Here is a 25,161-nt window from a genome sequence, read left to right on the forward strand (position 1 = left end):
TTGGCTTGTTTGTGGTTAATTATCTCCTTTTGGAGATGGTTGATGTTGTTTTTTGTGTGAGTATCTGAAGTCTGTTTTTGTTCTTTTATTAAGATTATTCTTTATTTTTGGAGCCAAATAATGATGTGAATATGAGAAGTTTTGCAAGTGATAATAATTCGGGAGTACATCCGCGTATTATGGAAGCCATTGTTGAAGCGAATCAAGACCATGCTGTAGGTTATGGTGATGATCCCTGGACTTTGACGGCAATCGAAAAAATAAAAGAGGTATTTGGTGAGGTAGCTTCGCCTTTTTTTGTATTTAATGGGACGGGAGCAAATACGGTTGCACTACAAGCAGCAACTTTGCCATTTCATTCTATTTTATGTGCTGATACGGCTCATATTTATGTTGATGAATGTGGCGCTCCTGCGCGAATGACTGGTTGTACGGTGACTCCAATCCCCACATCGGATGGTAAATTGACTCCTGAACTCATAAAACCCCATTTGCAACATTTTGGCGTATGTCATCATCCACAACCGAAAGTGGTCTATATCTCTCAGGTATCTGAGTTGGGTACGGTTTACACGGTTGAGGAGATAAAGGCCTTGGCTGACCTTCTTCATGCGCATAAGATGTATCTGCATATGGATGGGGCTCGACTGGCTAATGCCTGCGCCCATTTGAATTGTTCTATGAAGCAATTAACAGTTGATGCTGGTGTTGATATCCTTAGTTTTGGAGGTACTAAAAATGGGATGATGATGGGGGAGGCTGTTCTCTCTTTTCGTTCGGAGTTGACAGAGAATCTTCAGTTTTATCGCAAACAATCGGCGCAACTGGCTTCTAAAATGCGTTATCTTTCTGCGCAGTTTAGTGCTTACCTGACGAATAATCTGTGGTTTGAAAATGCGTGTAAAGCCAATATCAGTGCTGCGAAATTAGCTGAGATCCTGGAGCAGTATCCACAAGTCTGCTTGACTCAAAAGGTAGAGTCAAATCAACTGTTCTTTACTATTCCTCCTGCGGCTTTGGAAGAGTTGCAAAAGCATTATTTTTTCTACATCTGGAATGAAGAACGCAATGAGGCTCGTCTGGTAACCTCCTGGGATACCAGTGGTGAAGACATTGCGGCTATAGAACAGACTTTTCGCGAAATCTTTCTCTCTGTGTAGATTAATCTTCCCGGTATTGTTTGAGGGTTTTGCGCAGGATTCTACGCGCAAAAAAGATTCGACTTTTGACAGTTCCTAAAGGGATCGCTAAAATTGCTGCAATTTCATTGTAGGAATAGCCGGAGAGGAATAAAGAAAAAGGTTTTTTAAAGTCAGGATTTAATCGGTTGATCAATGTGGCAATTTCTAATAACCTGAAATTAGACTCCGGAGAGCTATACCCATCACCTGTTATGTCCAGATTGTAAATATCTGCATTGGAATCGATCACGGATTGTGTTCGTATCATTTTGTGATAGTTGTTGATAAACAGATTGCGCATGATGGTTAATACCCAGCCTTTAAAGTTTATGTTGTCAGTGAATTTATCTTTACAGCCAAGTACTCTTAGGGTCGTATCCTGCATGAGGTCTTCAGCGTCATCGCTGTTTGAGGTCAGTTGCATGGCAAAGTTAAACATGTTCTTTTGGATGCTTAACAGATTTTCTTCGAACTGTAATTGATTCATAGTATCTGTTTTTTAGTTTGGTTAATCATCATTGGCCGTTTTTTTTATGGCCATGAATACACAAACATAATAAAAATAAGTAAATAAATCAATTATTTTGTCAATAAAATGTGGCTTTATTCAACAATACTTCGTATTTTAGCATCGTTTGATTTGCGTAGTTGCATTGAAATTCCAGAGATAACGTTTGTGATATTGTAAAAATAGATTCCTAAACAAAAAACGACACGTATTTGTTAGTATGAAATATTTGATAAACGTAGTAGAGATTAACCGGATTAAAGTATTCATTAAAAATTAAACGTATTATGGGATTAGGTTTTGTAGGGTCAATAATTATTGGCATTTTAGCAGGAGCAATAGCCGGCTGGATCATGAAAGGACGTGGATTTGGTCTTATTATGAATCTTATCGTTGGTTTGGTTGGCGGTGTTTTAGGTGGGTGGATTTATGGGATAATCGGATTTTCAACAACCGGCCTTTTGGGAGCATTACTGATGTCGACAATAGGTGCAGTCTTGTTGTTGTGGATTCTCTCTTTCTTCAACCGAAGAACATAAAAAGAGGATATTGGATGGAATAACGTATAACACTGTTCATTACGAAACATAATAAAAAAGGGTAGCGAATCACTACTCTTTTTTTTGTTCTTGTACTTAGAAAAACGGGTGTCGGATAGTATTCTGTGAGTCACAGATTGGCAAAAATAGACATTATTCTTTATTTAAACGGGAAATAATACCCTTTTTGACACGAAATATCCTCTTTACTTGCTTTTATTTCAGAGAAATGCATTAACTTTGCAGTTCCATTGATAGAATATTTATGATGTTGTCGACACTCACAGCCATTTCACCGGTTGATGGTAGGTATAGAAATAAAACGGAAAAGCTGGCACTTTACTTTTCGGAGTTTGCATTAATAAAATATCGGGTTCGAATTGAGATAGAGTATATTATTGCTCTTTCGGGTTTTATTCCCCAGCTGAAGCCATTAGCGATAGAAGATACCATAATCGCTTTACGTAAGGTCTACCAGGACTTTTCGGAACATGATGCGCTGCGCATTAAAACAATAGAAGAAACAACGAATCACGATGTAAAGGCCGTTGAATATTTTATAAAAGAAAAATTCGACCAGTTGTCGTTGCAACCCTATAAAGAATTTATTCATTTTGGATTGACTTCCCAGGATATCAACAATACATCAGTCCCTCTTTCGCTGAAAGAAGCTTTGGAGGAAGTCTATTTCCCCGGATTACAGGAGATTGTTGAGACATTGACCCGATCGGCAAAAGAGTGGCAACATATACCTATGCTGGCTAAAACGCATGGTCAGCCAGCCTCGCCGACTCGTTTAGGTAAAGAGATCATGGTGTTTGTTTATCGGTTAGAAGAGCAGTTTAAATTATTACAACAGATTCCGGTCTCAGCAAAATTTGGTGGTGCAACAGGTAATTTCAATGCCCATCATGTGGCTTATCCGGAAATTGATTGGAAAGTTTTTGGTGCTCGGTTTGTCGAAGGTTCTTTAGGTCTTAAACGCGAAGAATGGACTACGCAGATCTCCAATTACGATAACCTGTCAGCGATTTTTGATGGGTTGAAACGTATCAATACCATTCTGATAGATTTGAATCGTGACTTTTGGCAATATATCTCAATGGAGTATTTTAAACAGCAGATTAAAGCCGGAGAAGTCGGATCGTCGGCAATGCCTCATAAGGTTAATCCGATCGATTTTGAAAATGCTGAAGGAAATCTGGGTATAGCCAATGCCCTCTTGGAGCATTTGTCTGCCAAACTACCGGTTTCACGTTTGCAAAGAGACTTGACCGATTCGACCGTTTTACGGAATATAGGTGTCCCCTTGGCACATATTGAAATTGCATTTAAAAGTTTGATGAAAGGATTAGGTAAACTTGTTTTGAACGAGACAGCATTAACACATGACTTGGAACAATGTTGGGCTGTAGTGGCAGAAGGTATTCAAACTATTTTACGCCGTGAAGGATATCCTAACCCCTATGAAGCCTTAAAAGCCCTTACCCGGACGAATGAAGCGATAACAGCAACGTCTATTCGTTCATTTATAGAGACATTGGATGTCGATGATAAAATAAAAGAAGAATTAAAGGCGATAACGCCGCATAATTATACAGGTATTTAGTGAGTTAATAGCAACCGGGAGGCTGCTTATTGTTAATTTTTATTAATCAAGAACAATGGATACAGAAGAAAGAGATGAATCTCAACCGCGCCCCAGAAAAGTGATACCAAGTATCAGGAGGGAAAACACAGACCAAGAAGGTGGAAGAAGACCTTATAATCAAGGCTATCAACCGGAAGGTAACTATGAACGAAGACCTTACAATCGCCAGCCACGGGATGAGCGTGGTGGAGGATATAATCGGTCTTATGGAAACAACCAGTCTACTTATGGCAACCAGAATCGTATGCGCTCGTATGATAACCGTGACGGCGGATATGGTAACCGAGGCTCTTACGGGAATAATACCCGTGGTGGATATGGTAATCAAGGTGGAGGATATAACCGTCCTTCGTATGGGAACAATCGTCCGTCATACGGCAATCAGTATGAAGGAGGCGGAAGACCACAATATAATAATGACTCTGACAGACCTTACTCATCTTCACCTTCAGGCGACTCTTACGGAAATGATGGGCTGAAAAAAAGGAGACCACGCGTGGGTGATACCCGCCCGAATACGTATGATAATCGTGGAACTGGTGGACGTCCGTCATATGGCAATCGCCAAGGAGGCTATGGTAATAATAGTGGCTATGGCAATAATGGAGGTGGTTATGGAAATAACCGTCGTCCGATGAACAATAACCGTCGTCCGGGAGGCGGGGGTGGAAATTATAATCCTAATGCCAAGTATAGTTTCCAGAAACAGTTAAAATACAAGGAAGTACTAGCAGATCCCAATGAACCGATCCGTTTGAACAAATTCTTATCCAATGCTGGCGTATGTTCACGGCGTGAGGCTGATGAATTTATTCAGGCTGGAGCAGTAAAAGTGAATGGAGAAGTTGTGACAGAACTGGGAACAAAGATAACCAGACAGGATCAGGTTATTTTCCATGATCAACCGGTTCAGATTGAGAGTAAGGTGTATATTGTATTGAATAAGCCGAGAAATTGTGTGACAACTTCAGATGATCCGAAAGATCGTCGGACAGTGATGGATCTGGTCAAGCATGCTTGTACAGAGCGTATTTATCCGGTTGGGCGTCTCGACCGTAATACAACCGGTGTATTACTCTTGACCAATGATGGTGATTTGGCATCTAAGTTGACCCATCCTTCATTTAAGAAGAAAAAGATTTATCATGTTTGGTTGGATAAAAATGTGGCTATCGAAGATATGGAAAAAATCGCCAATGGCCTTGAATTGGAAGATGGTGAGATCCATGCCGATGCAATTAGTTATGCCAGCGAGTATGATAAGAGCCAGGTGGGAATAGAGATTCATTCCGGACGAAATCGGATTGTTCGTCGTATATTCGAATCACTAGGGTATCATGTGGTGAAACTGGATCGGGTTTATTTTGCCGGTCTTACGAAGAAGAATTTAAGCCGGGGAAAATGGCGCTATCTGAATGAAAGAGAAGTGAATGCTCTCAGAATGGGAGCTTTTGAATAAACATAAAAAGATAGCCGGTTAATAGAAAACCGGCTATCTTGTTTGAATTATTTTATAGTAAGGTAATAATATGGAAACAATTAGTAGAACAAAAATTGTAGATGTACTGAAAAGTGATGCTTTTGGTACGACCGTGAATGTAAGAGGATGGGTGCGTACCCGCAGAGGTAGTAAACAAGTCAATTTTATTGCTTTAAATGACGGTTCTACAATCAATAATGTTCAGATTGTTGTGGACGTGGATCAGTTGGGTGAAGAGTTTTTAAAACCGATTACCACCGGCGCATGTATCAGTGTGAACGGTCTGTTGGTGGAGTCGCAAGGGAAAGGCCAAAGTGCGGAAATTCAGGCAACCGAGATCGAGATTTACGGAACGGCAGATCCGGCTACTTATCCTTTGCAGAAAAAAGGTCATTCGATGGAGTTTCTACGTGAAATCGCTCATTTGCGCCCACGAACGAATACCTTTGGAGCCGTTTTCCGTATTCGTCATCACATGGCAATAGCGATTCATCAATTTTTTCACGACAAAGGATTCTTTTATTTCCATACCCCTATTATAACAGCTTCCGATTGTGAAGGTGCCGGACAAATGTTTCAGGTAACCACACAAAACCTGTATGAACTGGAAAAGGATGAGAACGGATCGATTCTTTACGATAAAGATTTCTTTGGAAAGCCGACAAGTCTGACCGTTTCCGGGCAGCTGGAAGGCGAATTGGCGGCAATGGCTTTAGGAGCGATTTATACATTTGGACCGACTTTCCGTGCAGAGAACTCCAATACTCCGAGACATCTGGCTGAATTCTGGATGATAGAGCCTGAAGTGGCGTTCAATGAGATCAAAGAGAATATGGATCTGGCCGAAGATTTTATCAAGTATTGTGTACAATGGGCTTTGGATAACTGCAGCGACGATGTGAAGTTCCTGAATGATATGTTTGATAAAGGGTTGATTGAACGTCTGGAGAGCGTTTTAAAAGATGAGTTTGTGCGTTTACCTTATACCGAAGGGATTGCGATCCTCGAAGGGGCGGTTGCCAAAGGGCATAAGTTCGAATTTCCGATCTATTGGGGAGCCGATCTGGCCTCTGAGCACGAACGCTATCTGGTTGAAGAGCATTTCAAACGACCGGTTATTCTGACTGATTATCCGAAGGAGATCAAGGCTTTTTATATGAAACAGAATGATGATGGAAAAACGGTTCGTGCAATGGATGTGTTATTCCCTAAAATCGGGGAGATCATTGGCGGATCTCAGCGTGAAGAAGATTACGATAAGCTATTAACCCGTGCAACGGAGATGGGACTTCCCGAAAAAGATATCTGGTGGTATCTGGATACCCGTCGATTCGGCACAGCGCCACATGCCGGATTTGGGCTTGGTTTTGAACGCTTACTTCTTTTTGTTACGGGAATGACGAATATCCGTGATGTGATACCTTTCCCGCGAACTCCTAAAAATGCGGAATTTTAATGTTCTGATACGATATAAAAAAGTCCCGGTTCATAGATTAAACCGGGACTTTTTTATATCTGTTCATTTTCTTCTTCAAAGTTGATCGGGATTTGTCGTTTGAAGGCTTCTTTGAATGAGATCAGCGATTCGGTACGTGCCAATCCCAATGGCTGTAGTTTTGTATGTATGATTTTCAGTAAATGTTGATTGTTCTTAGCATATATTTTGATAAATAAATCATACTGCCCTGTCGTATAATGACATTCAACGACTTCAGGAATCTTCTTCAATGCTTCAGTGACGGCAGGGAACTGTCCTGGATTTTGCAGGAATAAACCCATATAGGCACAGGTCTCATATCCGACTTTTGTGTTGTCTACGGTAAATTCGGATCCCTTGATGACTCCCATATTCGTTAATTTTTGGATGCGTTGATGGATTGCAGCTCCTGATACATTACACTCCCTTGCTACTTCCAAAAAAGGCATGCGGGCATTCCCGATAATGAGTTTCAATATCTTTTCATCTAATTCATCTAATTGATGTTGTGCCATTCTGATATCTGTTTATAGTGTTATTTGTCTGATGCTTACATTTCTGATACAAATGTAATGAATTTATGATAGTTTGAAAACTTTATTCGAATATTGAAACAAATTTAAAACTTTATTTACTCCTTCTTTATTCCCGTTGGTTGATTTTTCAGCTGGAGCAGTATTCAATATTCATTTGGAGGGAAACTGAAAATAGTTGTAATTTTGGAGGCTCAATATGACAACTATTTGCTTTTAGGGAATTTGAAAATGAATAAAGATGAATGAAAGGATAACTTGCTTGCCTGTAGAGAATAATACAGATGAAGTGTTGGAACGAATTGAGCAGACATACAACACTTCCTTTCCGGTAGAAGAGCGGCGTGATTTTTACTTAATCAGGGAGTTGATAGACAAAAAATCCTGTTTTACGGTATATGTTCTATTACGTGATGACAGTTATGTCGGATTTATCACTGCATGGGAATTGGCTGATTTTGTATATATCGAGCATTTTGCGATTGATGAATCTGCGCGAAATGATGGAGTGGGGGGAAAGGCTCTGAAAGAATTTATGAAAGTTAATAATAGGGCGGTAGTTCTGGAGGTAGAAATGCCAAATGACGAGATGAGTCGGCGAAGAGTTGGCTTTTACGAACGTTTAGGGTATGTGTTAGATGATCATATCTATTTTCAACCTCCCTATCGTGTAGGCGATTCGTGGTTTGAAATGCGTCTGATGACTTATGGAATGACTCATATGCATGATCGGTTTGACGAAATAAAGACGTTTATTTATACCGAAGTCTATGGTATAAAATAAAAAAAGGCAGGATTTTAGTCCTGCCTTTTTTAGTATCATAAAAATTATTCTAGTTGACACGTGGTGTCGCCGAATAACTAATTTTTAGAGCATATGCTTCACGAAGCGCTTGTTTGATATCAGTGATAAGCCCCATCTGTGTTTCTCTATCTGCTTTGATAGATACAGTCATAAAAGGAGCATCTTCTTCTTTCATACTTGACTTTTCCTGTGCAATGTAATCTTGAATTTCTGATACTTCTGCAAATGCATCATTCAGCTGAATACGTGTAGCGGTACCCATTTGTGCACGGAACTCAACGGTTGGTTCTCCTACATAAATGAATGTTACCAATGATTTCTTTTCCAGTTTTTGCAATTCCGTAGCTTGTGGCGACCGGAATACGACTTTCAAAGATACCTCACGCATTGTTGTTACCATCATAATGAAGAACAAGAACGCAAATACCAAGTCAGGCAATGATGAGGTATTTAATTCAGGCATCTCACGTCCGCCGGTTTTATTAAATTTTCCCATTAATTGTTCCCTCCATAATTTTTAGGTTCTGCTTCAGAAATCTTCTGTGGATAGACTTTCTGAACAGCAGCTTGTTGTTCTTCATCTAATTCGATAAATACTTTGCCGAATTTTTTAGTTGAGATGTCGTCCCTTAACTCATTGTATGCAGCAGCTAATTCATTCTGTACATCAATGTAAGATTGGTATTGCGTACCACGGTCATTCTGTAGCGAAATAACGTGATTTTTCGTCACCATCATTTGCCCGAAGTAAGGAACATCTTCCTCCACTTTTTCTGGCTTATGCTCGTCGTTAAAAGGATTTTCGATAAATTCTTTTACCTTGTCTTTCAGTTGCTTGATATCGATAAACTCATTGTTACAGAGAATCTGATTCTGACTGTTAATCAACACTACAAGAATGTTTCTCTTTTTAATATCTACATCATCAGTTTTCTGATCTTTTGGAATAGGCTGAGGTAAACGTCTGGGTAAACCTCTGTCTGTATCCATTGAAGATGTTAAAAGGAAGAATAACAGCAACATAAAAGCAATATCGGCTGAAGAAGTACCATTAATCCCTGGTGTTTTTCTTTTTTTACCTGCCATAATACTTTTTTGTTATTTATCCAGAATTTTCTTAATACTACCTGCAAAAATTGCAAGAATAACCAAGCCTATCAGTGCATAAGTGGAATACAAAAACATATCGCTTATCTTCAACCAGAATGGGATATTATAAGCTTGTGCTTCTGAGTTCATTATATTAGGCAGAGCATTACCGTCTCCTATTGCATAAGTAATGAATAACAACGCAGCAAACAATCCTAGGATTACCAGTCCAGTAATTCCTCCTTTAGGGTTGTCTTTGAAATTAACAGCAAATTGCCAAATTCCGAATATTAATGTAGCAGCAGTAGTTAATCCTAACAATATATATTGCCAATATAATATAGTATCGACATGTATAGGATTCCACAATTCACCCTTTAGCGGCTCATTGTCTCCTCCAAGGAAGAACAAGCCTATTACCACCAATGTGATAACAGTACAAGCTATAAGGGTCCAACTTGATATTTTTCTTATTTTAGTAACAGCCATAGTCTGTATTATTTTTTAAATTTCACGTAGTATTTAAGCACCATATCAACTAATGTGATAGACGCGTCTTCCATCTTATTCAAAATGCCTTCCAGTTTACTCAACAGATAGTTGTAGAACACCTGAAGAACCAAAGCAACGATAAGACCGAAGATTGTTGTGATCAAAGCCACTTTCATACCACCGGCTACAACTGTTGGACTGATATCACCAACTTGCTCAATTTTGTCGAATGCCATTACCATCCCTACTACTGTTCCCAAGAATCCTAATGAAGGAGCCATAGCGATAAACAAGGTAACCCAAGAAAGGTTCTTTTCTAACAAACCACTTTGTACACCACCGTAAGAAACAACAGATTTTTCAACGATATCAACACCTTGATCAATTCTCATCAATCCTTGATATGCAATAGAAGCAATAGGACCTCTTGTGTCGCGTGCGATTGCTTTAGCACCTTCTACGTCACCTTTATCAAGAGCTTCTTCAATGCCGCGTAACAATTTGTCTGCGTTTGTGTCTGCCAGATTCAAGTAAATAATTCTTTCCAAACAGAAAGCCAAACCAAGGATTAAAGCAATAGCTGGCAAACTCATAAAGTCGGCACTACCTTCGATAAACTTAGTTTTTAAAGCCTGGTGCATACCACCTTCAACAACGGCTTCCTGCGCGAATGCTACAGTAGAGGTTCCAAGGGCGCACAAACCCAAGAATGCTTTTGCAAATAACTTTTTCATTGTGTGTTTAATTTTTAAGATTAATAATTCTCTATTTGATTTAATTGTTTATAATCTTCATGGTATTATTTATTGCGGAGAGAGCGGGATTCGAACCCGCGATACGCTTTAGGCGTATACACGCTTTCCAGGCGTGCCTCTTCAACCACTCGAGCATCTCTCCAATATGCGCTTTCATCTCCGTCCAAAACGAGCGCAAAATACGAAAAAAATCGCATATGCAAATGTTTCGGTGCACAAATCTATAGTTTTTGTTCGACATAAAAGCAATATCCATCAAATAAATTCCGGCTTATTGTTAAAAAATATATTTATATGTGCGAAGATATGTTTTGAAACAACATCAACGCATTGTTACTTGTGCTTTCAATGACTTTTTCTAAGGGTAAATGATATATTTGAGCTAACTTTTCAGCTACTTTCCAGATGTATATCGGGTTATTTCTTTTCCCTCTGTAAGGGACGGGAGCCAAATAAGGGGCGTCGGTTTCTAATACGATGTGATTGATGTCGGTCTGTTTCAGTGTTTCTGTCAGGTTGGCATTTTTAAAGGTGACAACTCCGTTAATGCCGATCTTAAAACGGGTCAGTTTTTTGATCTCATTCAACTCGTCAATTGTGCCACCAAAGCTATGGAAAACGCCATGTAGTTTGTCCGAACCAACAGCATGAATACACGCTAAAACTTCGGGGAATGCATCACGCGTATGAATGGCTACCGGCAAATCGAGTGCAACGCTCCATTTTAATTGTTCTGTGAATACAGTTTTTTGCTCTTTCAGGTAGGTCTTGTCCCAGTACAGGTCAATTCCGATCTCTCCAATCGCACAATAAGAGCGTTTATGCAACCAGGATTCGATCTCTTTTAAATCTGTTGCATAATTTTTGTTGACACTTGTCGGGTGCAGTCCCATCATAGGATAGGCAAATTCCGGGTATTGATCTGCTAATTGATGCATGCGTTCAATAGTTGTTAGATCAACATTCGGCAACAATAGTTTAGAGATTCCTGAAGCCACAGCCTCATGAATCAGTTGCGGTTGTTCCGGATCAAAATCTTCCAGATAAAGGTGCGAGTGGGTGTCTATCAATGGCATGGTTACGACTGGCGATACATCAACTGATCAAAAAGATCTTCCAGTATTTTTGTTTTTTTAGGCGAAACATATAAAGCTTGTATATGTTGTAATGCTTTCGTATAATAAGCCTTCATTTTGGTTTCGCTTAATTTATCGAGTTGCAGTTCTGTGAATATTTTTTTTACGGCACTGATTTTTTCAGCTGGATCAAATGTATCTTGATTGAGCCAATAAAGTAATTGTTCTTTTTGTTCCTGATCGGCCAATTTCAGAGCGTTTATCAAGAGGAATGTTTTTTTGTTACACAAGATGTCTCCTCCTATGTTTTTCCCGAATGTTTGGGGATCGCCGAATACATCTAAATAGTCATCTTTCAATTGAAAAGCCAGGCCGATGTTTATGCCGCATACGTATAAATTTTCAGCATCTTCTTTGGGTGCTCCTCCCAGTATGGCGCCTGTTTTCAAGCAACAAGCGATCAGGACAGCGGTTTTGAGTTTGATCATCTCCAGGTACTCCGCTTCATTGACATCCAAGCGCGATTCAAATTCCATATCCAGCTGCTGTCCTTCGCAGATCTCCAAGGCGGTGATACTAAACAGGTCGAGAATCTCTTTCAGATGTTCGGATTTTGTTGAGCAGATAAGCTGATACGCTTGTATTAACATTGCATCTCCGGAGAGTATGGCCGCATTGGCATTCCAGACTTTATGAACTGTCGGTTTGTTTCTCCGTTTGTCGGCTTCGTCCATCAGATCGTCATGGAGTAGTGTGAAGTTGTGGAATACTTCCAGCCCTAAAGCCGGCAAAACAACATGGTCAATATTGTTGTTGTATATATTCCCGGCCAGTAAGGCTAAAGCCGGTCTGATTCTTTTACCGCCTAAAGAAAGAATGTATTTTATCGGATCGTATAAACTTCCTGGTTGGCGGTCAAACTTTAAATGCGCGATCTCGTTATCTATTCGTTGGAGCGTTTCTTCAAAAGAGTTCATCTGTATATACCATTCGGGATTTAAAAAAAATAGAATAAAAAAGGCTGCAAATTTGAGCAGCCTTTCTCTTTGTATGTATGATTACTGTAATCTAAACATAATAGGAACTGTATATTTTACACGTACAGGTTTCCCTCTTTGCATACCCGGTTTCCATTTGGGCATGGTGTTTACCACACGTAATGCTTCTTTATCTAATGCCGGGTCTACACCACGAACAACTTCTGCATCAACAACAGTTCCGTCACGGTTGACCACGAATGATACAACGACACGACCTTGGATACCATTTTCCTGTGCAATAACCGGATATTTGATAGAGCGCGAAATAAATTTCAATAACTCCTGATCTCCTCCCGGGAATTGAGGCATATCTTCTACCACGGTGAAAATCTGTTGAGCCGACTCTTCTTCGTCTTCAACGATTGTTGGGGCGACATAAGTCTGAGCCTGAGCTTCTGCTTGATTATCCTCAGAGGATACAATTTCTACACTGGCCACTTCGACATCATCTTCAACAATATTTAAAACCTCAACAGCGGCGGGTGCCGGCGGCGGAGGTGGTGGGGGCGGAGTGTTCTCCGGCCTTGTTATTTCAATTTCTTCCTCAGCAATGATGTCTGCAACACCATCACTTGCAGTAACGATCAGAACGTCGCGAGTTCCCCATTCGAACCCAACAAACACAACGGCTAAAGCAATAACAAGTCCCATAAGTAGACTCATTGTTTTACCGCTTTCCAGATCTGCTTTCGGTGATTTTTTTACTTCCATATTATATACTATAAATTAAAATGTGTTTTTCCTGTATGACAAAAGTACAACATAAATCCTGTTTCCAGGATTATATTCAAATGCAAAAATAAGAAAACTCTCTGATTTTTGCTTTTTTTAGCGTAAAAAACAAATAGGATATACCTTTTTGTGTTTTTTACCGTTTCATTAAGTAGGCAAATTGATCTCAATCCAAAATTCCGGACCCGATTTTATTTGCGGCTGTAAAGTAAAAACAATTTTCTGAAATAACGTATCTTTGGACGATTTTTTTGTGAATAAAATATGCGAAATAGATTATATCTGCTTCTGTTCTCCTTTATTACACTGACGACTTTTGCTCAGAACGGGGACGAAGTTTTCTCCTTTTTGCGCTATCCTTCTTCTACCCGGGCAAATGCATTGGGTGGGCATGCTATCGCTTTAATAGAGCGCGATCCTTCGTTGATCTTTCACAATCCGGGACTACTGGGCGGTGAGATGGATGGAATGATGAATCTGAACTATATGAATTATATAGCAGATATTAATGTAGGAAGTGCCTTGTATACCAAAGCGGCAGGTGAACGTGCGGCATGGGGAGCCGGAGTGACTTATATCAATTATGGAAATTTCAAAGAAGCTTTGCCGGAAAGTCAGATTATCGGCGACTTTTCGGCCAATGATATCAGCCTGAATGCCTTTTATGCCTACGACCTGAGTGAGAAATGGCGCGGAGGACTCTCCTTGAAATTTCTTTATTCCGGTTTTGCCGATTTCACTTCATTGGGGATTGGGGTAGATGCCGGTTTGAGTTATTATGATGCAGAGAAAGCGTTCTCTTTTGGTTTTGTATTAAAGAATATTGGCGCCCAACTCAAACCGTATGAAGATGAACGGCAGAAAATGCCTTGGGATATTCAGCTGGGTATCACTAAAAAAATGGCTCATGCCCCTATACGGCTCTCGCTTATGGCTATGTATCTCAATAAATGGAAAATGGAGTTTGTCGATAATAATGACAAAGCGTATGAAGGGGATAATTTTGGGAAGACATTGGCCAAACATTTAGTGATTGGTGTCGACTTTGTTCCGTCCGAAAATTTCTGGATCGGAATCGGATTCAATCCGAAGCGGAATATGGATATGAAGTTGCAGAATGGAAATAAATTAGGCGGTTTTTCAGCAGGGGCGGGTGTAAAAATCAAAATGTTTGATGTCGGCGTCTCTATGGCTCGCTACCATCCGTCGGCCATGGCTATGATGTTGAGTATATCGACAACCTTTGCTGATTTCAAACCTTGATGTAAATAGAGATATATGAAGAAGATTACAATAGCTATTGATGGGTATTCGTCGAGTGGAAAGAGCACTATGGCGAAAGATCTTGCGCGTGAGATTGGTTATATTTATATCGATACAGGTGCGATGTATCGCGCTGTGACTCTTTATGCTATTCAACATCAGTTGTTTAAAGGAGAGGAGGTTGATGCCGACCAGTTGGAACAACAGATGTCTGATATCAGTATCTCTTTTCGGCTGAACGAAGAGTCTGGTCGCCCCGACACCTATTTGAATGGCGTAAATGTTGAACAGCGAATACGCGAGATGGATGTGGCAGAGCGGGTGAGTTTTGTGGCTGCGCTTGGATTTGTTCGTCGTGTGCTTGTGGCTCAACAACAAGAGATGGGGCGCCATAAAGGAGTTGTGATGGATGGACGTGATGTCGGAACGGTTGTTTTTCCGGATGCAGAACTGAAAATCTTTGTAACAGCTTCTCCGGAAGTACGTGCCCAGCGTCGGGTGGATGAACTGAACGCGAAAGGATTAAAGACCTCTTATGAAGAGGTGTTGGCGAATGTAAAAAAGCGTGACCATATCGATACAACTCGTAAAGAGGGACCTCTTGTACAGGCTGAAGATGCTGTTGTTTTGGATAACTCGTTTATGACCTTGGAAGAACAGAAAAATTGGTTGTTGACACATTATAAAAAGGCGGTATCCCTGAATGGTTAAGGTTGAAATAGACAAAGGTTCCGGGTTTTGTTTTGGTGTCGTGAATGCGATCGCGAATGCAGAGCGTGAACTGAATAAATCGGATGAGATCTTATACTGCCTGGGCGATATCGTACACAATAGTCTTGAGGTAGAGCGGCTTGAGCAACGTGGTCTTCAAACCATCGATCATCGAGGATTGGAGCAGCTGAAAGGAGGGAAAGTATTGCTTCGGGCGCATGGCGAACCCCCTTCGACCTATCAGATCGCCCGGAAGAATGAGGTTGAAATTATCGATGCGACCTGTCCTGTAGTTTTGCGCTTACAACATAAAATCCATAAATGTTATATTGAAAATCGTGCACATAATACCCAATTAGTTATTTATGGTAAAAGAGGGCATGCCGAAGTCAATGGTTTGGTCGGACAGACAGCCGGAACGGCCATTGTCATTGAAAAAATAGAAGATCTCGATCAACTGGATTATACGCATGATATCATTCTTTTCTCGCAGACCACAAAATCCTTGGATGGCTTTAAAAGTGTTGTGACTGAGATACGTGAACGCCTCAACGAAGGGGTAAGGTTTGAATTTTATGATACGATTTGTCGCCAAGTAGTCAACCGCTTACCCAATATAAAGCGATTTGCCTCAACTCATGATTGGATCTATTTTGTGGCCGGCACAAAAAGTTCGAACGGGAAAATACTTTTTGAGGAGTGTCGTAAAGCGAATCCCAATACCTGTTTTATCTCTTCGCCTGAAGAGATTACAGATCCATTACCCGATTTTGTGCATACAGTCGGAGTCTGTGGTGCAACCTCTACGCCAAAGTGGTTGATGGAGGATGTCGCTACCCGTATCCATCTCATCAATAATATGAATCAGTAGATCAAAGAGGTTTTTTCGATAGAATCGATAAACTTTCCATTAAATCTGTGTTGTCCCTGAAAATGAAACGGATAACAAAATGCCCTTTTGCAGTACTGTTCCGTGAACGGATCCAAACAAAAACCGTTACGTTGCTGTCGGTTTATTTGATGCATCAGAAACACTTTTTTGTTAGAGGTACCTCTAAATGATTTTACACGTACCTCTAAACGGATTTAGACGTACCTCTAAATTGTTTTAGACGTACCTCTAACAGAAAACAGAGGTAGGTGTAACAAAAAATAGACGCAGGTGTTGCATTAAAAGGTTCATAGTGATGTTTTTATATTCTTGGTATGATGTAGGAAAATGGATGTGTGTTTTTCGAAAGCCAACCGAAAGAATAGGCAGGGCAAAAGCGGTTCGATTATTTACTGATTTTCATCTGGGGGGTGAAAGATTAGATGATAGGTACAGGGTAAATAAATATTTCTTACCTTTGCCACCCACTAAAAACGAGATTATTAAGGTCAAATTTAGAATTAAGCGAAATGGCAAAAGAGCTGAAAGAACTTACCAAAAGGAGCGAAAATTATTCGCAATGGTATCAGGATTTGGTAATTAAGGCGGAATTGGCAGAAAACTCTGCCGTGCGTGGATGTATGGTGATTAAACCATACGGGTATGCCATCTGGGAAAAGATGCAGCGTGTGTTGGACGATATGTTCAAAGAAACCGGTCACGTGAATGCTTATTTCCCCTTATTGATACCTAAGTCTTTTTTAAGTAAGGAAGCACAGCATGTCGAAGGTTTTGCCAAGGAGTGTGCAGTTGTTACCCATTATCGCCTCAAGAATGATCCTGATGGAGCAGGGGTGGTGGTCGATCCGGCGGCCAAGCTGGAAGAAGAACTGATTATTCGTCCGACTTCGGAAACGATTATATGGAATACTTATCGCAACTGGATACAATCGTATCGTGATCTACCTATTCTGGTCAATCAATGGGCCAATGTGATGCGTTGGGAAATGCGTACACGTCTGTTTCTTCGGACGGCCGAATTCTTATGGCAAGAAGGGCATACGGCGCATGCTACCCGTGAAGAGGCGGAGGTTGAAACCCGTCAGATGCAGGGGGTATATGCCAATTTTGCTGAGAAATATATGGCTATGCCTGTTATAAAAGGGCTAAAATCCGAAAACGAACGTTTTGCGGGAGCCGAAGATACTTATACGATCGAAGCGATGATGCAGGATGGGAAAGCGTTGCAGGCCGGTACGTCTCATTTCTTAGGTCAGAATTTTGGAAAAGCATTCGATGTGACTTTCATCGATCAGAATGGTAAGCAAGAATACGCCTGGGCTACTTCATGGGGAGTCTCCACGCGCTTGGTTGGTGCATTGATTATGTGTCATTCGGATGATAATGGGTTGGTATTGCCTCCTTTATTGGCACCGATACAGGTGGTTATTGTTCCTATCTACCGCAATGAAGAGCAGTTGAATCAGATCCGTGAGAAAGTGAACGGAATTGTAGCGAACCTGAAAAAACTGGGTGTTTCTGTTAAATTTGATGATGCCGACAACAAGAAACCGGGATGGAAATTTGCCGAATATGAGTTGAAAGGTGTTCCGGTACGCTTGGCGATGGGAGGACGTGATCTGGAAAATAACACGATCGAAGTGATGCGTCGGGATAAACTGGAAAAGGAAACGATCTCTTGCGACGGTATAGAAGAATATGTAAAGAATCTGTTGGAAGATATTCAGCAGAATATTTATCAAAAGGCTTACGATTTCCGGGAGTCGCATATGGTTTCTGTAGAGACCTATGAAGAGTTTAAGGAAAGAATAGAAGAAGGTGTCTTTATCCTGGCGCATTGGGATGGAACTCCGGAAACGGAAGAACGCATCAAGAACGAAACAAAAGCAACGATCCGGTGTATACCGTTAGAAGGTGATAAAACCCCTGGGAAGTGTATGGTGACTGGCTGTCCGTCTGCACAACGCGTTGTTTTTGCCCGGGCTTATTGAAAAGCAACTAGAGTTAAAATAGTCTAAAAGAGAGAAGCTTTTTGGTTTCTCTCTTTTTTTAATCTATTTTTGACACGTATGTCAGACATGATTGTCAAAACATTTAATAACAATTGATCATGCATGTATCAAATGAAACAGAGGATGTAGAATCCCGTATTATAGAGGCTGCCAAAAAAGTTTTTGTCAGACAGGGGTTTGTGCGAACGACAATGAGTGATATTGCTCAGGAAATAGGGATTGGACGGACAGCTTTACATTATTATTTTCGAACGAAAGAGGTTTTATTCGATGCTATTTTCGGACAGTTATTGGATCATTTGCTTCCGAATATCAAAAAGGTGATGGATCAGGAAGGAACAATGTTGGATAAAATGCCTCTTATTATTCAGGAATACACGTCGGTCTTATACGATAATATGTTGCTTCCCATATTTGTGGTCAGCGAAGTTAATCGTGATCCTGAACATTTGTATCAGGCCTTTTTTAAAAAAACGCAACAAATAGAACCGCTTATTCGTATGAGAACTCAGCTGCAGGAAGAGATGGATAAAGGGATCATACGAAAAATGGTGTTGATGGATCTGTTTATCGCCATAGTCAGTATGATTGTATTTCCGCTGTTAATACGCAAGCCGCTGACCGATGTTTTCCTGGATAGCGAGGAGGAGAAATTCGATGAATACATTCTTGGGCGAACATCCCGTATAACCGAAATAATCCTTCATTTATTAACGCCTGAAAAAACGGATAAATAAATTCATAAACTTATGCATCAATCTGGAATAATCGAAAAATTACGGATCATCTTGTTGATAAATATATTTTTAGTCGGATCTGTGACGGGACAGGAAAATATCACGCTTTTTCAATGTTATGAGTGGGCAAAGCATAACTACCCACAGATCCGTCAGTTTGGACTGATCGATCAAACGGAACAGTATAATCTGTCGAATGCAGGCAAGGGTTGGCTACCGCAACTCACCGTAAGCGGGAAAGCTTCCTATCAGAATGAGGTGACCAAACTACCGTTTGATACGGAAAAACTTACTGCTGTTCTTCCGGGATTTGATATTCCTACACTTAGTAAAGATCAATACCAGGTGACGGCTGAGCTAAACCAGACGATCTGGGATGGGGGGATTATTCGTTCGACACGGGAGTTGAGCCGGGTCGAAGCAACCGTAAACCGTGAACAGTTGGAGAGTGATCTGTATGCACTGAATGATCGTGTTAATCAACTCTATTTCGGTTGTCTGCTTCAGGATGAACTGATTCGGCAGAATGAACTGCTTCAACATGAATTACAGGTGAATATCGACCGTATCGTGGCTATGATGAGTAATGGAGTTGCCAACCAATCGGATAAGGAGAGCCTGGAGGTAGAATTGTTGAATGCCCGCCAGAAAGAGATTGAATTAAGAGCTTCCCGAAGTGCATACAAACAAATGTTGAGTGTATTGACAGGGAAAGAGTTGGCGGAGAATGTTGTTCTGGAAAGACCCCAGCTGCCTACGACAACTCTGAGTACTGCGATTAATCGTCCGGAGTTACGTATTTTGGAGGCCCGGGGTAAGTTAATTGAAACACAGAATAAACAGATTACAGCCGGGATTATGCCACGGATAAATGCGTTTGTTCAGGGTGGTTATGGGCGTCCAGGCCTCAATATGCTGGAAGATAGTTTTGAGCCGTTTTATATTGCCGGTGTACGTTTTTCCTGGAATCTGGGGAAATTATATTCGCTGAAAAATGATCGAAGAAAGGTGGATGTAAATATGCGGAATATAGATATTCAACGCGAAACATTCCTGTTTAATACAAATCTTCAACTGATGCAGCAAAGTACGGAGATCAGGAAATTAAGAGAACTCATGCGTGCGGATGAAGAGATTATACGTCTTCGTTCCAATATCAAAAAGGCGGCGGAGGTTAAACTTGAAAATGGGGTGATTTCGGTTACCGATCTTATCCGTGAGATAAATGCAGAAGATATGGCCAAACAGCATGGAACGACTCGGTATATCCAACAATTGATGGCTGTTTATACGTATCTGCATAGTACGAATAATAAAATAGAATAAAAATACCATTCCCGTATCAAGTGCGGGAACAGTCACTGGAATTTAATGAATGAAATATGAAACGATTGAAGTGTATAGTATTACTAAGCGTGATTATGACAGGTTTTATATCCTGTAGCCGAAATAAAGAGGATATTGATGCGACAGGGGCTTTCGAAGCGACAGAGATACTGGTCTCATCGGAGACAAACGGAAAAATAATGGAGTTGAATATCAAAGAAGGTGACCGATTGGAAGCCGGAGCTGTCGTTGGCTATGTAGATAGCACACAGTTATATCTGAAAAAGATGCAGTTGATGGCCGGACTTCGCTCGGTGGATTACCGCAAACCGGATATACGCAAACAGATCGCTGTATTAGAGCAGCAAATCGCTACGGCGCGTACCGAACAACAACGTATGGAAAATCTGGTAAAAGCGAATGCTGGCAATCAGAAACAAGTGGATGATATTGTGAATAATATCGCCTATTTGCAAAAACAGTTGGATGCGCAGTATTCTACCTTAAGTAAAACAACCGGTGGGGCAGATGCCGAAGCCGAAGGAATTCTTTATCAGATTATGCAGCTGGATGATCAACTGCAGAAGAGTCGGATCGTTAATCCGCAGACAGGAACCGTTTTGACTAAATATGCCGAACCGGGTGAAATTACGTCGGCCGGTAAGCCACTGTATAAAATAGCCGATGTCGATCTATTCTATTTACGGGCGTACATCACTGCCGATCAATTGTCTCAATTGAAACTGGGGCAAACCGTTCGTGTTTTTGCCGATTTTGGGGATGATAGGAGAGAATATCCGGGAACGATTACCTGGATTTCCGATAAATCGGAGTTTACTCCCAAAGGTATTCAGACAAAAGATGAGCGTGCCAATCTTGTTTATGCCATAAAGATAGGGGTGAAGAATGATGGTTATCTCAAGATTGGGCAATATGGGGAAACAAAATTTTAAGCTGACGAGAGGTTTTTCTCATGAATAATATACAGATCAATCAGATAAGTAAGTCTTACGGAAATGTTGTTGCGGTGGATAATATTTCACTCGAAGTACGAGCCGGCGAACTATTCGGACTGATTGGTCCGGATGGTGCCGGGAAAACATCGCTTTTCCGTATTCTGACTACACTTATTCTGCCCGATGAAGGAAATGCTTCCGTTTGCGGACTGGATATTATTAAAGATTATCGCAAAATACGAACGATCGTAGGATATATGCCTGGGCGATTTTCCCTGTATCAGGATCTGACAGTGGAGGAAAACCTGACCTTTTTTGCTACCGTATTTAACACGACGATCAAAGAAAATTATGAGTTGATCCAGGATATTTATGTACAGATCGAACCGTTCAAAAATCGTCGAGCCGGTAAACTATCCGGAGGGATGAAGCAAAAATTGGCTTTATGTTGTGCTTTGATTCATCGACCCGAAGTGCTTTTTCTGGATGAACCGACTACCGGAGTCGATCCTGTTTCGCGTACCGAGTTCTGGGATATGCTTGACGAACTGAAGAAACAGGGGATTACTATACTGGTTTCAACACCCTATATGGATGAGGCTTCACGCTGTGATCGCATTGCATTAATGCGTTCGGGGCAAACGTTGTCGATAGATACTCCGGAACAGATCCGTCACTCTTTTGATTTTCCTTTATGGTCGGTCAGATCGGCGGATATGTATAAGTTGCTGATTGATTTGCGTGAGTTTCCACAAACGTACTCCTGTTATTCTTTTGGTGATTCCCAACATCTGACCCTTCAGGAAGATAGTATGAAGGGGAAAACAGAAAGTGTCCTGATGCAGGAACTAAAGGTCTATTTGGAAGGAAAAGGACATGTCGATATACAGATCAATCCGATTGAAGCAGGTATAGAAGATTGTTTCATGGCTCTACAGAAGATGTAAAAAGGATGAATGTTATAGAAGTAAAAGAATTAACGAAACAGTTCGGACGATTTACCGCTGTTGATCATATAAGTTTTGAAGTAGGTGAGGGGGAAATCTTTGGTTTTCTTGGAGCCAACGGGGCAGGGAAAACAACAGCTATACGTATGTTGTGTGGCTTGTCCGTACCGACTTCAGGAAAAGCCAAAGTAGCCGGATACGATGTGTATAAAGAGACTGAGCAAATTAAACAACATATCGGTTATATGAGTCAGAAGTTCTCCTTGTATGGTGATTTAAAGGTCTGGGAGAATATTCGATTGTTCGGGGGTATTTATGGCTTGAAACAGAAACAGATCAATCAGAAAACCGATGAACTGTTGAATGTATTGGGTATGCAGGATGAACGGAACACGTTGGTAGATTCATTGCCATTGGGCTGGAAGCAGAAGTTGGCTTTTTCTGTCGCTGTGATTCATGCTCCTAAGATCGTCTTTTTGGATGAACCGACAGGAGGGGTCGATCCGATCACGCGTCGTCAATTCTGGGAGTTGATCTATCAGGCTTCAGCTCGTGGAATAACCGTATTTGTAACGACTCATTATATGGATGAAGCCGAATACTGTAATCGTGTTTCCATTATGGTCGATGGGAAAATAGAAGCTTTAGATACTCCGGCCGGATTAAAAAGATCTCATCATGCTTCTGATATGAATCAGGTTTTTCATGAATTGGCTCGAAAAGCAAATAGAGGAGAATAAACGATGAAACAATTTATTTCGTTTTTGACAAAAGAGATGTATCATATTTTTCGTGATCTGCGCACGATGATGATTATGTTATTCATGCCGATTATCCTCATCATTCTTTTTGGTTATGCGATTACTACTGAAATAAAACAAGTACCTATTGCTGTATTGGATCACAGTCGCGATGATGTAACCCGGAAAATAACCGATCGTTTAAGTGCCAGTGAGTATTTTAATTTATATGGGATAATAAATGATCAGGAGGACATACAGGAGTTGTTTCGACGTGAGTATGTCAAAATGGTGGTTGTTTTTCCTCCACAGTATGTCTCCTCTTCGGATGCCTCCGTGCAAATCTTGGTAGATGCGACCGATCCGAATGAAGCGACACAATTAACAGCCTATGCCACAGCGATCATTCAGACAGAAGTGGCCGCAGGTAGTGTCTCTGTTGAACGCTCGAGGGCGACACAATCCGCGGTGATGACTCCGGTCGTACATCTGTTGTACAACCCCTTGATGAAGGGTGCCTATAATTTCGTGCCGGGAGTGATGGGATTGATTTTAATCCTTATCTGTGCCATAATGACCTCTGTCGGTATTGTCAAGGAGAAAGAGATGGGAACCATGGAGATTTTGCTGGTTTCTCCATTGAAACCGATTTATATCATTCTGGCTAAAGCACTTCCTTATCTCTTGTTGAGTATTGTAAATATATGTACAATCTTATTTTTATCCTATTTTTTGTTGGATGTACCGATAAAAGGGAGTTTATATTTGCTGATCATGGTCTCTATACTTTATGCGATCGTCTCATTATCTTTGGGATTACTTATATCTACGATAGTCGATACTCAACAGGCTGCAATGCTTATCAGTGCTATGGTACTGATGCTCCCCGTGATGCTGTTAAGCGGCATGATGTTTCCGGTAGAGAATATGCCGCTCGTTTTACAATGGTTATCCAATATCGTTCCGGCAAAATGGTATATTATAGCCGCTAAGGATATCATGATAAAAGGAGTACCGGCAATGGCTGTCATGAAAGAAGTAGCGATTCTTTTGTTTATGGCATTGTTCATCATTGGATTGAGTGTGAAACGTTTCAAAGTCCGTTTACATTGAAAAGCGTATGTTGAAATACTTACTTGAAAAAGAATTTAAACAAATCAGAAGAGATAAATTTCTTCCGAAAATTATCTTTATGGTTCCGGTCTTACAACTGATTATTCTGCCTTTTGCAGCAAATTTTGAGATGCGAAACCTCAAGCTGGGGGTGATTGATCATGACCATTCAGCACTTTCGGAACAACTGGTCAATAAGACACTCTCTTCAGGGTATTTTCTTTTAACCGATTTTTATGATTCATATGATCAGGGAATTACCTCAATAGAAAAAGACGAAGCCGATCTGTTACTGGAGATTCCATTGCATTTTGAAAAAGAACTGATTCGGGAAGGGAATGTCGATCTGTTGATTACTGCCAATGCGGTAAATGGCACAAAAGGAGGGATGGGTAGCGCTTATCTTTCGGAGATAATTCGTCGGTTTAATGCTGAAAAAATATTACTGCCTGAAACCTCAACAAGGCAGGTGACTTCAACGAATCTGTTTAATCCGCATCTAAGCTATAAGAATAATATGGTGCCGGGCATATTGGTTTTCCTTTTGACAATAGTGGCCGGTTTTTTGTCGGCATTGAATATCGTCAGTGAAAAGGAGAAAGGAACCATCGAACAAATCAATGTTTCACCGATTCCCAAATCCCTGTTTCTATTATCCAAATTGATCCCGTTCTGGGTGATCGGTTTTATCATTCTGACTATCGGTATGCTTATTGCCTGGTTGATTTACGGACTAATCCCTGCCGGAAGTTTCCTGACGATCTATCTTTTTGCAGCGGTATATCTGATCGCATTTACCGGATTCGGCTTAGTACTCTCTTCCATCTCGTCGAATCAGCAACAGGCGATGTTTACTGCCTTTTTTTTCCTGATAATCTTTGCCTTATTGAGTGGTTTATTTACTCCGATCAGTAGTATGCCTCAGTGGGCGCAAACGATGACCTTATTTAATCCGATCCGTTATTTTGTAGAAGTCATGCGTATGATCTATCTGAAAGGGAGTGGAATAATGGATATGACCGGACATTTTCTGGTGGTAGTTCTTTTTGCGGTTTTCTTTAACATACTGGCTGTTTTAAGTTATCGCAAGAAAGGATAAACAGGAC

26 protein-coding genes and 1 tRNA gene are annotated in these 25,161 nt (G+C 40.7%); 17 read left to right on the forward strand and 10 right to left on the reverse strand.

Annotated features, from left to right (window positions below; all coding sequences use genetic code 11):
• The first annotated feature begins 131 nt into the window (after nt 1–131).
• Nucleotides 132–1,160 (forward strand): low specificity L-threonine aldolase, encoded by a 1,029-nt coding sequence (locus M2135_RS09575; RefSeq protein WP_280748279.1) that lies wholly within the window; start codon nt 132–134, stop codon nt 1,158–1,160.
• Between the two features lies 1 nt (nt 1,161).
• Here M2135_RS09575 and M2135_RS09580 read toward each other — a convergent pair whose 3' ends face one another.
• Nucleotides 1,162–1,668, reverse strand: a complete 507-nt coding sequence (locus tag M2135_RS09580) for an RNA polymerase sigma factor (protein ID WP_280748280.1) — start codon at nt 1,666–1,668, stop codon at nt 1,162–1,164.
• 308 nt (nt 1,669–1,976) lie between these two features.
• On the opposite strand from M2135_RS09580, the gene M2135_RS09585 reads away from it, so the two are divergent.
• The 4 genes from M2135_RS09585 (at nt 1,977) to asnS (ending at nt 6,815) form a co-directional block, all read left to right on the forward strand.
• A complete protein-coding gene (locus M2135_RS09585; protein ID WP_280748281.1) occupies nt 1,977–2,228 on the forward strand; it encodes a GlsB/YeaQ/YmgE family stress response membrane protein in 252 nt (83 codons plus the stop codon).
• A gap of 265 nt (nt 2,229–2,493) precedes the next feature.
• On the forward strand, nt 2,494–3,837 hold the full coding sequence (gene purB / locus M2135_RS09590; protein WP_280748282.1) for an adenylosuccinate lyase: 1,344 nt from the start codon (nt 2,494–2,496) through the stop codon (nt 3,835–3,837).
• 55 nt (nt 3,838–3,892) lie between these two features.
• Nucleotides 3,893–5,338, forward strand: coding sequence for a pseudouridine synthase (locus tag M2135_RS09595; protein ID WP_280748283.1), 1,446 nt, complete (start codon nt 3,893–3,895; stop codon nt 5,336–5,338).
• A 70-nt stretch (nt 5,339–5,408) separates the two neighbouring features.
• Nucleotides 5,409–6,815, forward strand: coding sequence for an asparagine--tRNA ligase (gene asnS, locus M2135_RS09600; protein WP_280748284.1), 1,407 nt, complete (start codon nt 5,409–5,411; stop codon nt 6,813–6,815).
• A gap of 53 nt (nt 6,816–6,868) precedes the next feature.
• Here asnS and M2135_RS09605 read toward each other — a convergent pair whose 3' ends face one another.
• Entirely contained in the window at nt 6,869–7,351 is a 483-nt protein-coding gene (locus M2135_RS09605) for an Lrp/AsnC ligand binding domain-containing protein (protein WP_280748285.1), read from the reverse strand.
• Nucleotides 7,352–7,610: 259 nt separating this feature from the next.
• Between M2135_RS09605 and M2135_RS09610 the strand changes: the two genes are divergently transcribed.
• Nucleotides 7,611–8,153, forward strand: coding sequence for a GNAT family N-acetyltransferase (locus M2135_RS09610; RefSeq protein ID WP_280748286.1), 543 nt, complete (start codon nt 7,611–7,613; stop codon nt 8,151–8,153).
• A gap of 49 nt (nt 8,154–8,202) precedes the next feature.
• Here M2135_RS09610 and M2135_RS09615 read toward each other — a convergent pair whose 3' ends face one another.
• From M2135_RS09615 to M2135_RS09650, 8 genes are all read right to left on the reverse strand, one after another.
• Nucleotides 8,203–8,670 carry a biopolymer transporter ExbD gene (locus M2135_RS09615; protein WP_280748287.1) on the reverse strand — a complete coding sequence of 156 codons (468 nt, stop codon included), beginning with the start codon at nt 8,668–8,670 and terminating at the stop codon, nt 8,203–8,205.
• Complete coding sequence (locus M2135_RS09620; RefSeq protein WP_280748288.1) at nt 8,670–9,260, reverse strand: biopolymer transporter ExbD; 591 nt, start codon at nt 9,258–9,260, stop codon at nt 8,670–8,672. Before M2135_RS09620 ends, M2135_RS09615 begins: the two co-directional genes overlap by 1 nt.
• A 12-nt stretch (nt 9,261–9,272) precedes the next feature.
• On the reverse strand, nt 9,273–9,752 hold the full coding sequence (locus M2135_RS09625; RefSeq protein WP_280748289.1) for a hypothetical protein: 480 nt from the start codon (nt 9,750–9,752) through the stop codon (nt 9,273–9,275).
• 8 nt (nt 9,753–9,760) lie between these two features.
• Nucleotides 9,761–10,489, reverse strand: a complete 729-nt coding sequence (locus M2135_RS09630; RefSeq protein ID WP_280748290.1) for a MotA/TolQ/ExbB proton channel family protein — start codon at nt 10,487–10,489, stop codon at nt 9,761–9,763.
• A gap of 75 nt (nt 10,490–10,564) precedes the next feature.
• Nucleotides 10,565–10,652, reverse strand: a tRNA-Ser gene (locus M2135_RS09635).
• 148 nt (nt 10,653–10,800) lie between these two features.
• Nucleotides 10,801–11,586 carry a TatD family hydrolase gene (locus M2135_RS09640; RefSeq protein ID WP_280748291.1) on the reverse strand — a complete coding sequence of 262 codons (786 nt, stop codon included), beginning with the start codon at nt 11,584–11,586 and terminating at the stop codon, nt 10,801–10,803.
• Between the two features lie 2 nt (nt 11,587–11,588).
• Nucleotides 11,589–12,563: a polyprenyl synthetase family protein gene (locus tag M2135_RS09645; RefSeq protein WP_280748292.1), complete on the reverse strand. Its 975-nt coding sequence runs from the start codon at nt 12,561–12,563 to the stop codon at nt 11,589–11,591.
• An 81-nt stretch (nt 12,564–12,644) separates the two neighbouring features.
• Complete coding sequence (locus tag M2135_RS09650; protein WP_280748293.1) at nt 12,645–13,337, reverse strand: energy transducer TonB; 693 nt, start codon at nt 13,335–13,337, stop codon at nt 12,645–12,647.
• Between the two features lie 285 nt (nt 13,338–13,622).
• Here M2135_RS09650 and porQ point away from each other — a divergent pair, with 285 nt between their 5' ends.
• From porQ to M2135_RS09705, 11 genes are all read left to right on the forward strand, one after another.
• Nucleotides 13,623–14,621, forward strand: coding sequence for a type IX secretion system protein PorQ (gene porQ / locus M2135_RS09655; RefSeq protein WP_280748294.1), 999 nt, complete (start codon nt 13,623–13,625; stop codon nt 14,619–14,621).
• Between the two features lie 15 nt (nt 14,622–14,636).
• On the forward strand, nt 14,637–15,332 hold the full coding sequence (gene cmk / locus M2135_RS09660) for a (d)CMP kinase (protein WP_280748295.1): 696 nt from the start codon (nt 14,637–14,639) through the stop codon (nt 15,330–15,332).
• On the forward strand, nt 15,325–16,203 hold the full coding sequence (locus M2135_RS09665) for a 4-hydroxy-3-methylbut-2-enyl diphosphate reductase (RefSeq protein ID WP_280748296.1): 879 nt from the start codon (nt 15,325–15,327) through the stop codon (nt 16,201–16,203). Before cmk ends, M2135_RS09665 begins: the two co-directional genes overlap by 8 nt.
• Nucleotides 16,204–16,733: 530 nt before the next feature.
• The gene (proS, locus tag M2135_RS09670; RefSeq protein WP_280748297.1) at nt 16,734–18,215 is read left to right on the forward strand and encodes a proline--tRNA ligase; all 1,482 of its coding nucleotides are present in this window, start codon (nt 16,734–16,736) and stop codon (nt 18,213–18,215) included.
• A 119-nt stretch (nt 18,216–18,334) separates the two neighbouring features.
• Nucleotides 18,335–18,973 carry a TetR/AcrR family transcriptional regulator gene (locus M2135_RS09675; protein WP_280748298.1) on the forward strand — a complete coding sequence of 213 codons (639 nt, stop codon included), beginning with the start codon at nt 18,335–18,337 and terminating at the stop codon, nt 18,971–18,973.
• Nucleotides 18,974–19,003: 30 nt separating this feature from the next.
• Nucleotides 19,004–20,299 carry a TolC family protein gene (locus tag M2135_RS09680; RefSeq protein WP_280748362.1) on the forward strand — a complete coding sequence of 432 codons (1,296 nt, stop codon included), beginning with the start codon at nt 19,004–19,006 and terminating at the stop codon, nt 20,297–20,299.
• A 56-nt stretch (nt 20,300–20,355) separates the two neighbouring features.
• Nucleotides 20,356–21,252, forward strand: coding sequence for an HlyD family efflux transporter periplasmic adaptor subunit (locus M2135_RS09685; protein WP_280748299.1), 897 nt, complete (start codon nt 20,356–20,358; stop codon nt 21,250–21,252).
• 20 nt (nt 21,253–21,272) lie between these two features.
• Nucleotides 21,273–22,202: an ABC transporter ATP-binding protein gene (locus M2135_RS09690; RefSeq protein WP_280748300.1), complete on the forward strand. Its 930-nt coding sequence runs from the start codon at nt 21,273–21,275 to the stop codon at nt 22,200–22,202.
• A gap of 5 nt (nt 22,203–22,207) precedes the next feature.
• Nucleotides 22,208–22,942: an ABC transporter ATP-binding protein gene (locus M2135_RS09695; protein ID WP_280748301.1), complete on the forward strand. Its 735-nt coding sequence runs from the start codon at nt 22,208–22,210 to the stop codon at nt 22,940–22,942.
• Between the two features lie 3 nt (nt 22,943–22,945).
• Nucleotides 22,946–24,055 carry an ABC transporter permease gene (locus M2135_RS09700; protein WP_280748302.1) on the forward strand — a complete coding sequence of 370 codons (1,110 nt, stop codon included), beginning with the start codon at nt 22,946–22,948 and terminating at the stop codon, nt 24,053–24,055.
• A 7-nt stretch (nt 24,056–24,062) separates the two neighbouring features.
• Nucleotides 24,063–25,154, forward strand: coding sequence for an ABC transporter permease (locus M2135_RS09705; protein WP_280748303.1), 1,092 nt, complete (start codon nt 24,063–24,065; stop codon nt 25,152–25,154).
• Nucleotides 25,155–25,161: the final 7 nt, after the last annotated feature.

Source organism: Parabacteroides sp. PF5-9 (genome assembly GCF_029893105.1).
Taxonomy (GTDB): domain Bacteria; phylum Bacteroidota; class Bacteroidia; order Bacteroidales; family Tannerellaceae; genus JARXWG01.

Coding starts and splice junctions, on each gene's coding strand:
- M2135_RS09575 (WP_280748279.1), top strand. CDS start 132: ATGAGAAGTTTTGCAAGTGATAATAATTCGGGAGTACATCCGCGTATT.
- M2135_RS09580 (WP_280748280.1), bottom strand. CDS start 1,668: ATGAATCAATTACAGTTCGAAGAAAATCTGTTAAGCATCCAAAAGAAC.
- M2135_RS09585 (WP_280748281.1), top strand. CDS start 1,977: ATGGGATTAGGTTTTGTAGGGTCAATAATTATTGGCATTTTAGCAGGA.
- purB (WP_280748282.1), top strand. CDS start 2,494: ATGATGTTGTCGACACTCACAGCCATTTCACCGGTTGATGGTAGGTAT.
- M2135_RS09595 (WP_280748283.1), top strand. CDS start 3,893: ATGGATACAGAAGAAAGAGATGAATCTCAACCGCGCCCCAGAAAAGTG.
- asnS (WP_280748284.1), top strand. CDS start 5,409: ATGGAAACAATTAGTAGAACAAAAATTGTAGATGTACTGAAAAGTGAT.
- M2135_RS09605 (WP_280748285.1), bottom strand. CDS start 7,351: ATGGCACAACATCAATTAGATGAATTAGATGAAAAGATATTGAAACTC.
- M2135_RS09610 (WP_280748286.1), top strand. CDS start 7,611: ATGAATGAAAGGATAACTTGCTTGCCTGTAGAGAATAATACAGATGAA.
- M2135_RS09615 (WP_280748287.1), bottom strand. CDS start 8,670: ATGGGAAAATTTAATAAAACCGGCGGACGTGAGATGCCTGAATTAAAT.
- M2135_RS09620 (WP_280748288.1), bottom strand. CDS start 9,260: ATGGCAGGTAAAAAAAGAAAAACACCAGGGATTAATGGTACTTCTTCA.
- M2135_RS09625 (WP_280748289.1), bottom strand. CDS start 9,752: ATGGCTGTTACTAAAATAAGAAAAATATCAAGTTGGACCCTTATAGCT.
- M2135_RS09630 (WP_280748290.1), bottom strand. CDS start 10,489: ATGAAAAAGTTATTTGCAAAAGCATTCTTGGGTTTGTGCGCCCTTGGA.
- M2135_RS09640 (WP_280748291.1), bottom strand. CDS start 11,586: ATGCCATTGATAGACACCCACTCGCACCTTTATCTGGAAGATTTTGAT.
- M2135_RS09645 (WP_280748292.1), bottom strand. CDS start 12,563: ATGAACTCTTTTGAAGAAACGCTCCAACGAATAGATAACGAGATCGCG.
- M2135_RS09650 (WP_280748293.1), bottom strand. CDS start 13,337: ATGGAAGTAAAAAAATCACCGAAAGCAGATCTGGAAAGCGGTAAAACA.
- porQ (WP_280748294.1), top strand. CDS start 13,623: ATGCGAAATAGATTATATCTGCTTCTGTTCTCCTTTATTACACTGACG.
- cmk (WP_280748295.1), top strand. CDS start 14,637: ATGAAGAAGATTACAATAGCTATTGATGGGTATTCGTCGAGTGGAAAG.
- M2135_RS09665 (WP_280748296.1), top strand. CDS start 15,325: ATGGTTAAGGTTGAAATAGACAAAGGTTCCGGGTTTTGTTTTGGTGTC.
- proS (WP_280748297.1), top strand. CDS start 16,734: ATGGCAAAAGAGCTGAAAGAACTTACCAAAAGGAGCGAAAATTATTCG.
- M2135_RS09675 (WP_280748298.1), top strand. CDS start 18,335: ATGCATGTATCAAATGAAACAGAGGATGTAGAATCCCGTATTATAGAG.
- M2135_RS09685 (WP_280748299.1), top strand. CDS start 20,356: ATGAAACGATTGAAGTGTATAGTATTACTAAGCGTGATTATGACAGGT.
- M2135_RS09690 (WP_280748300.1), top strand. CDS start 21,273: ATGAATAATATACAGATCAATCAGATAAGTAAGTCTTACGGAAATGTT.
- M2135_RS09695 (WP_280748301.1), top strand. CDS start 22,208: ATGAATGTTATAGAAGTAAAAGAATTAACGAAACAGTTCGGACGATTT.
- M2135_RS09700 (WP_280748302.1), top strand. CDS start 22,946: ATGAAACAATTTATTTCGTTTTTGACAAAAGAGATGTATCATATTTTT.
- M2135_RS09705 (WP_280748303.1), top strand. CDS start 24,063: ATGTTGAAATACTTACTTGAAAAAGAATTTAAACAAATCAGAAGAGAT.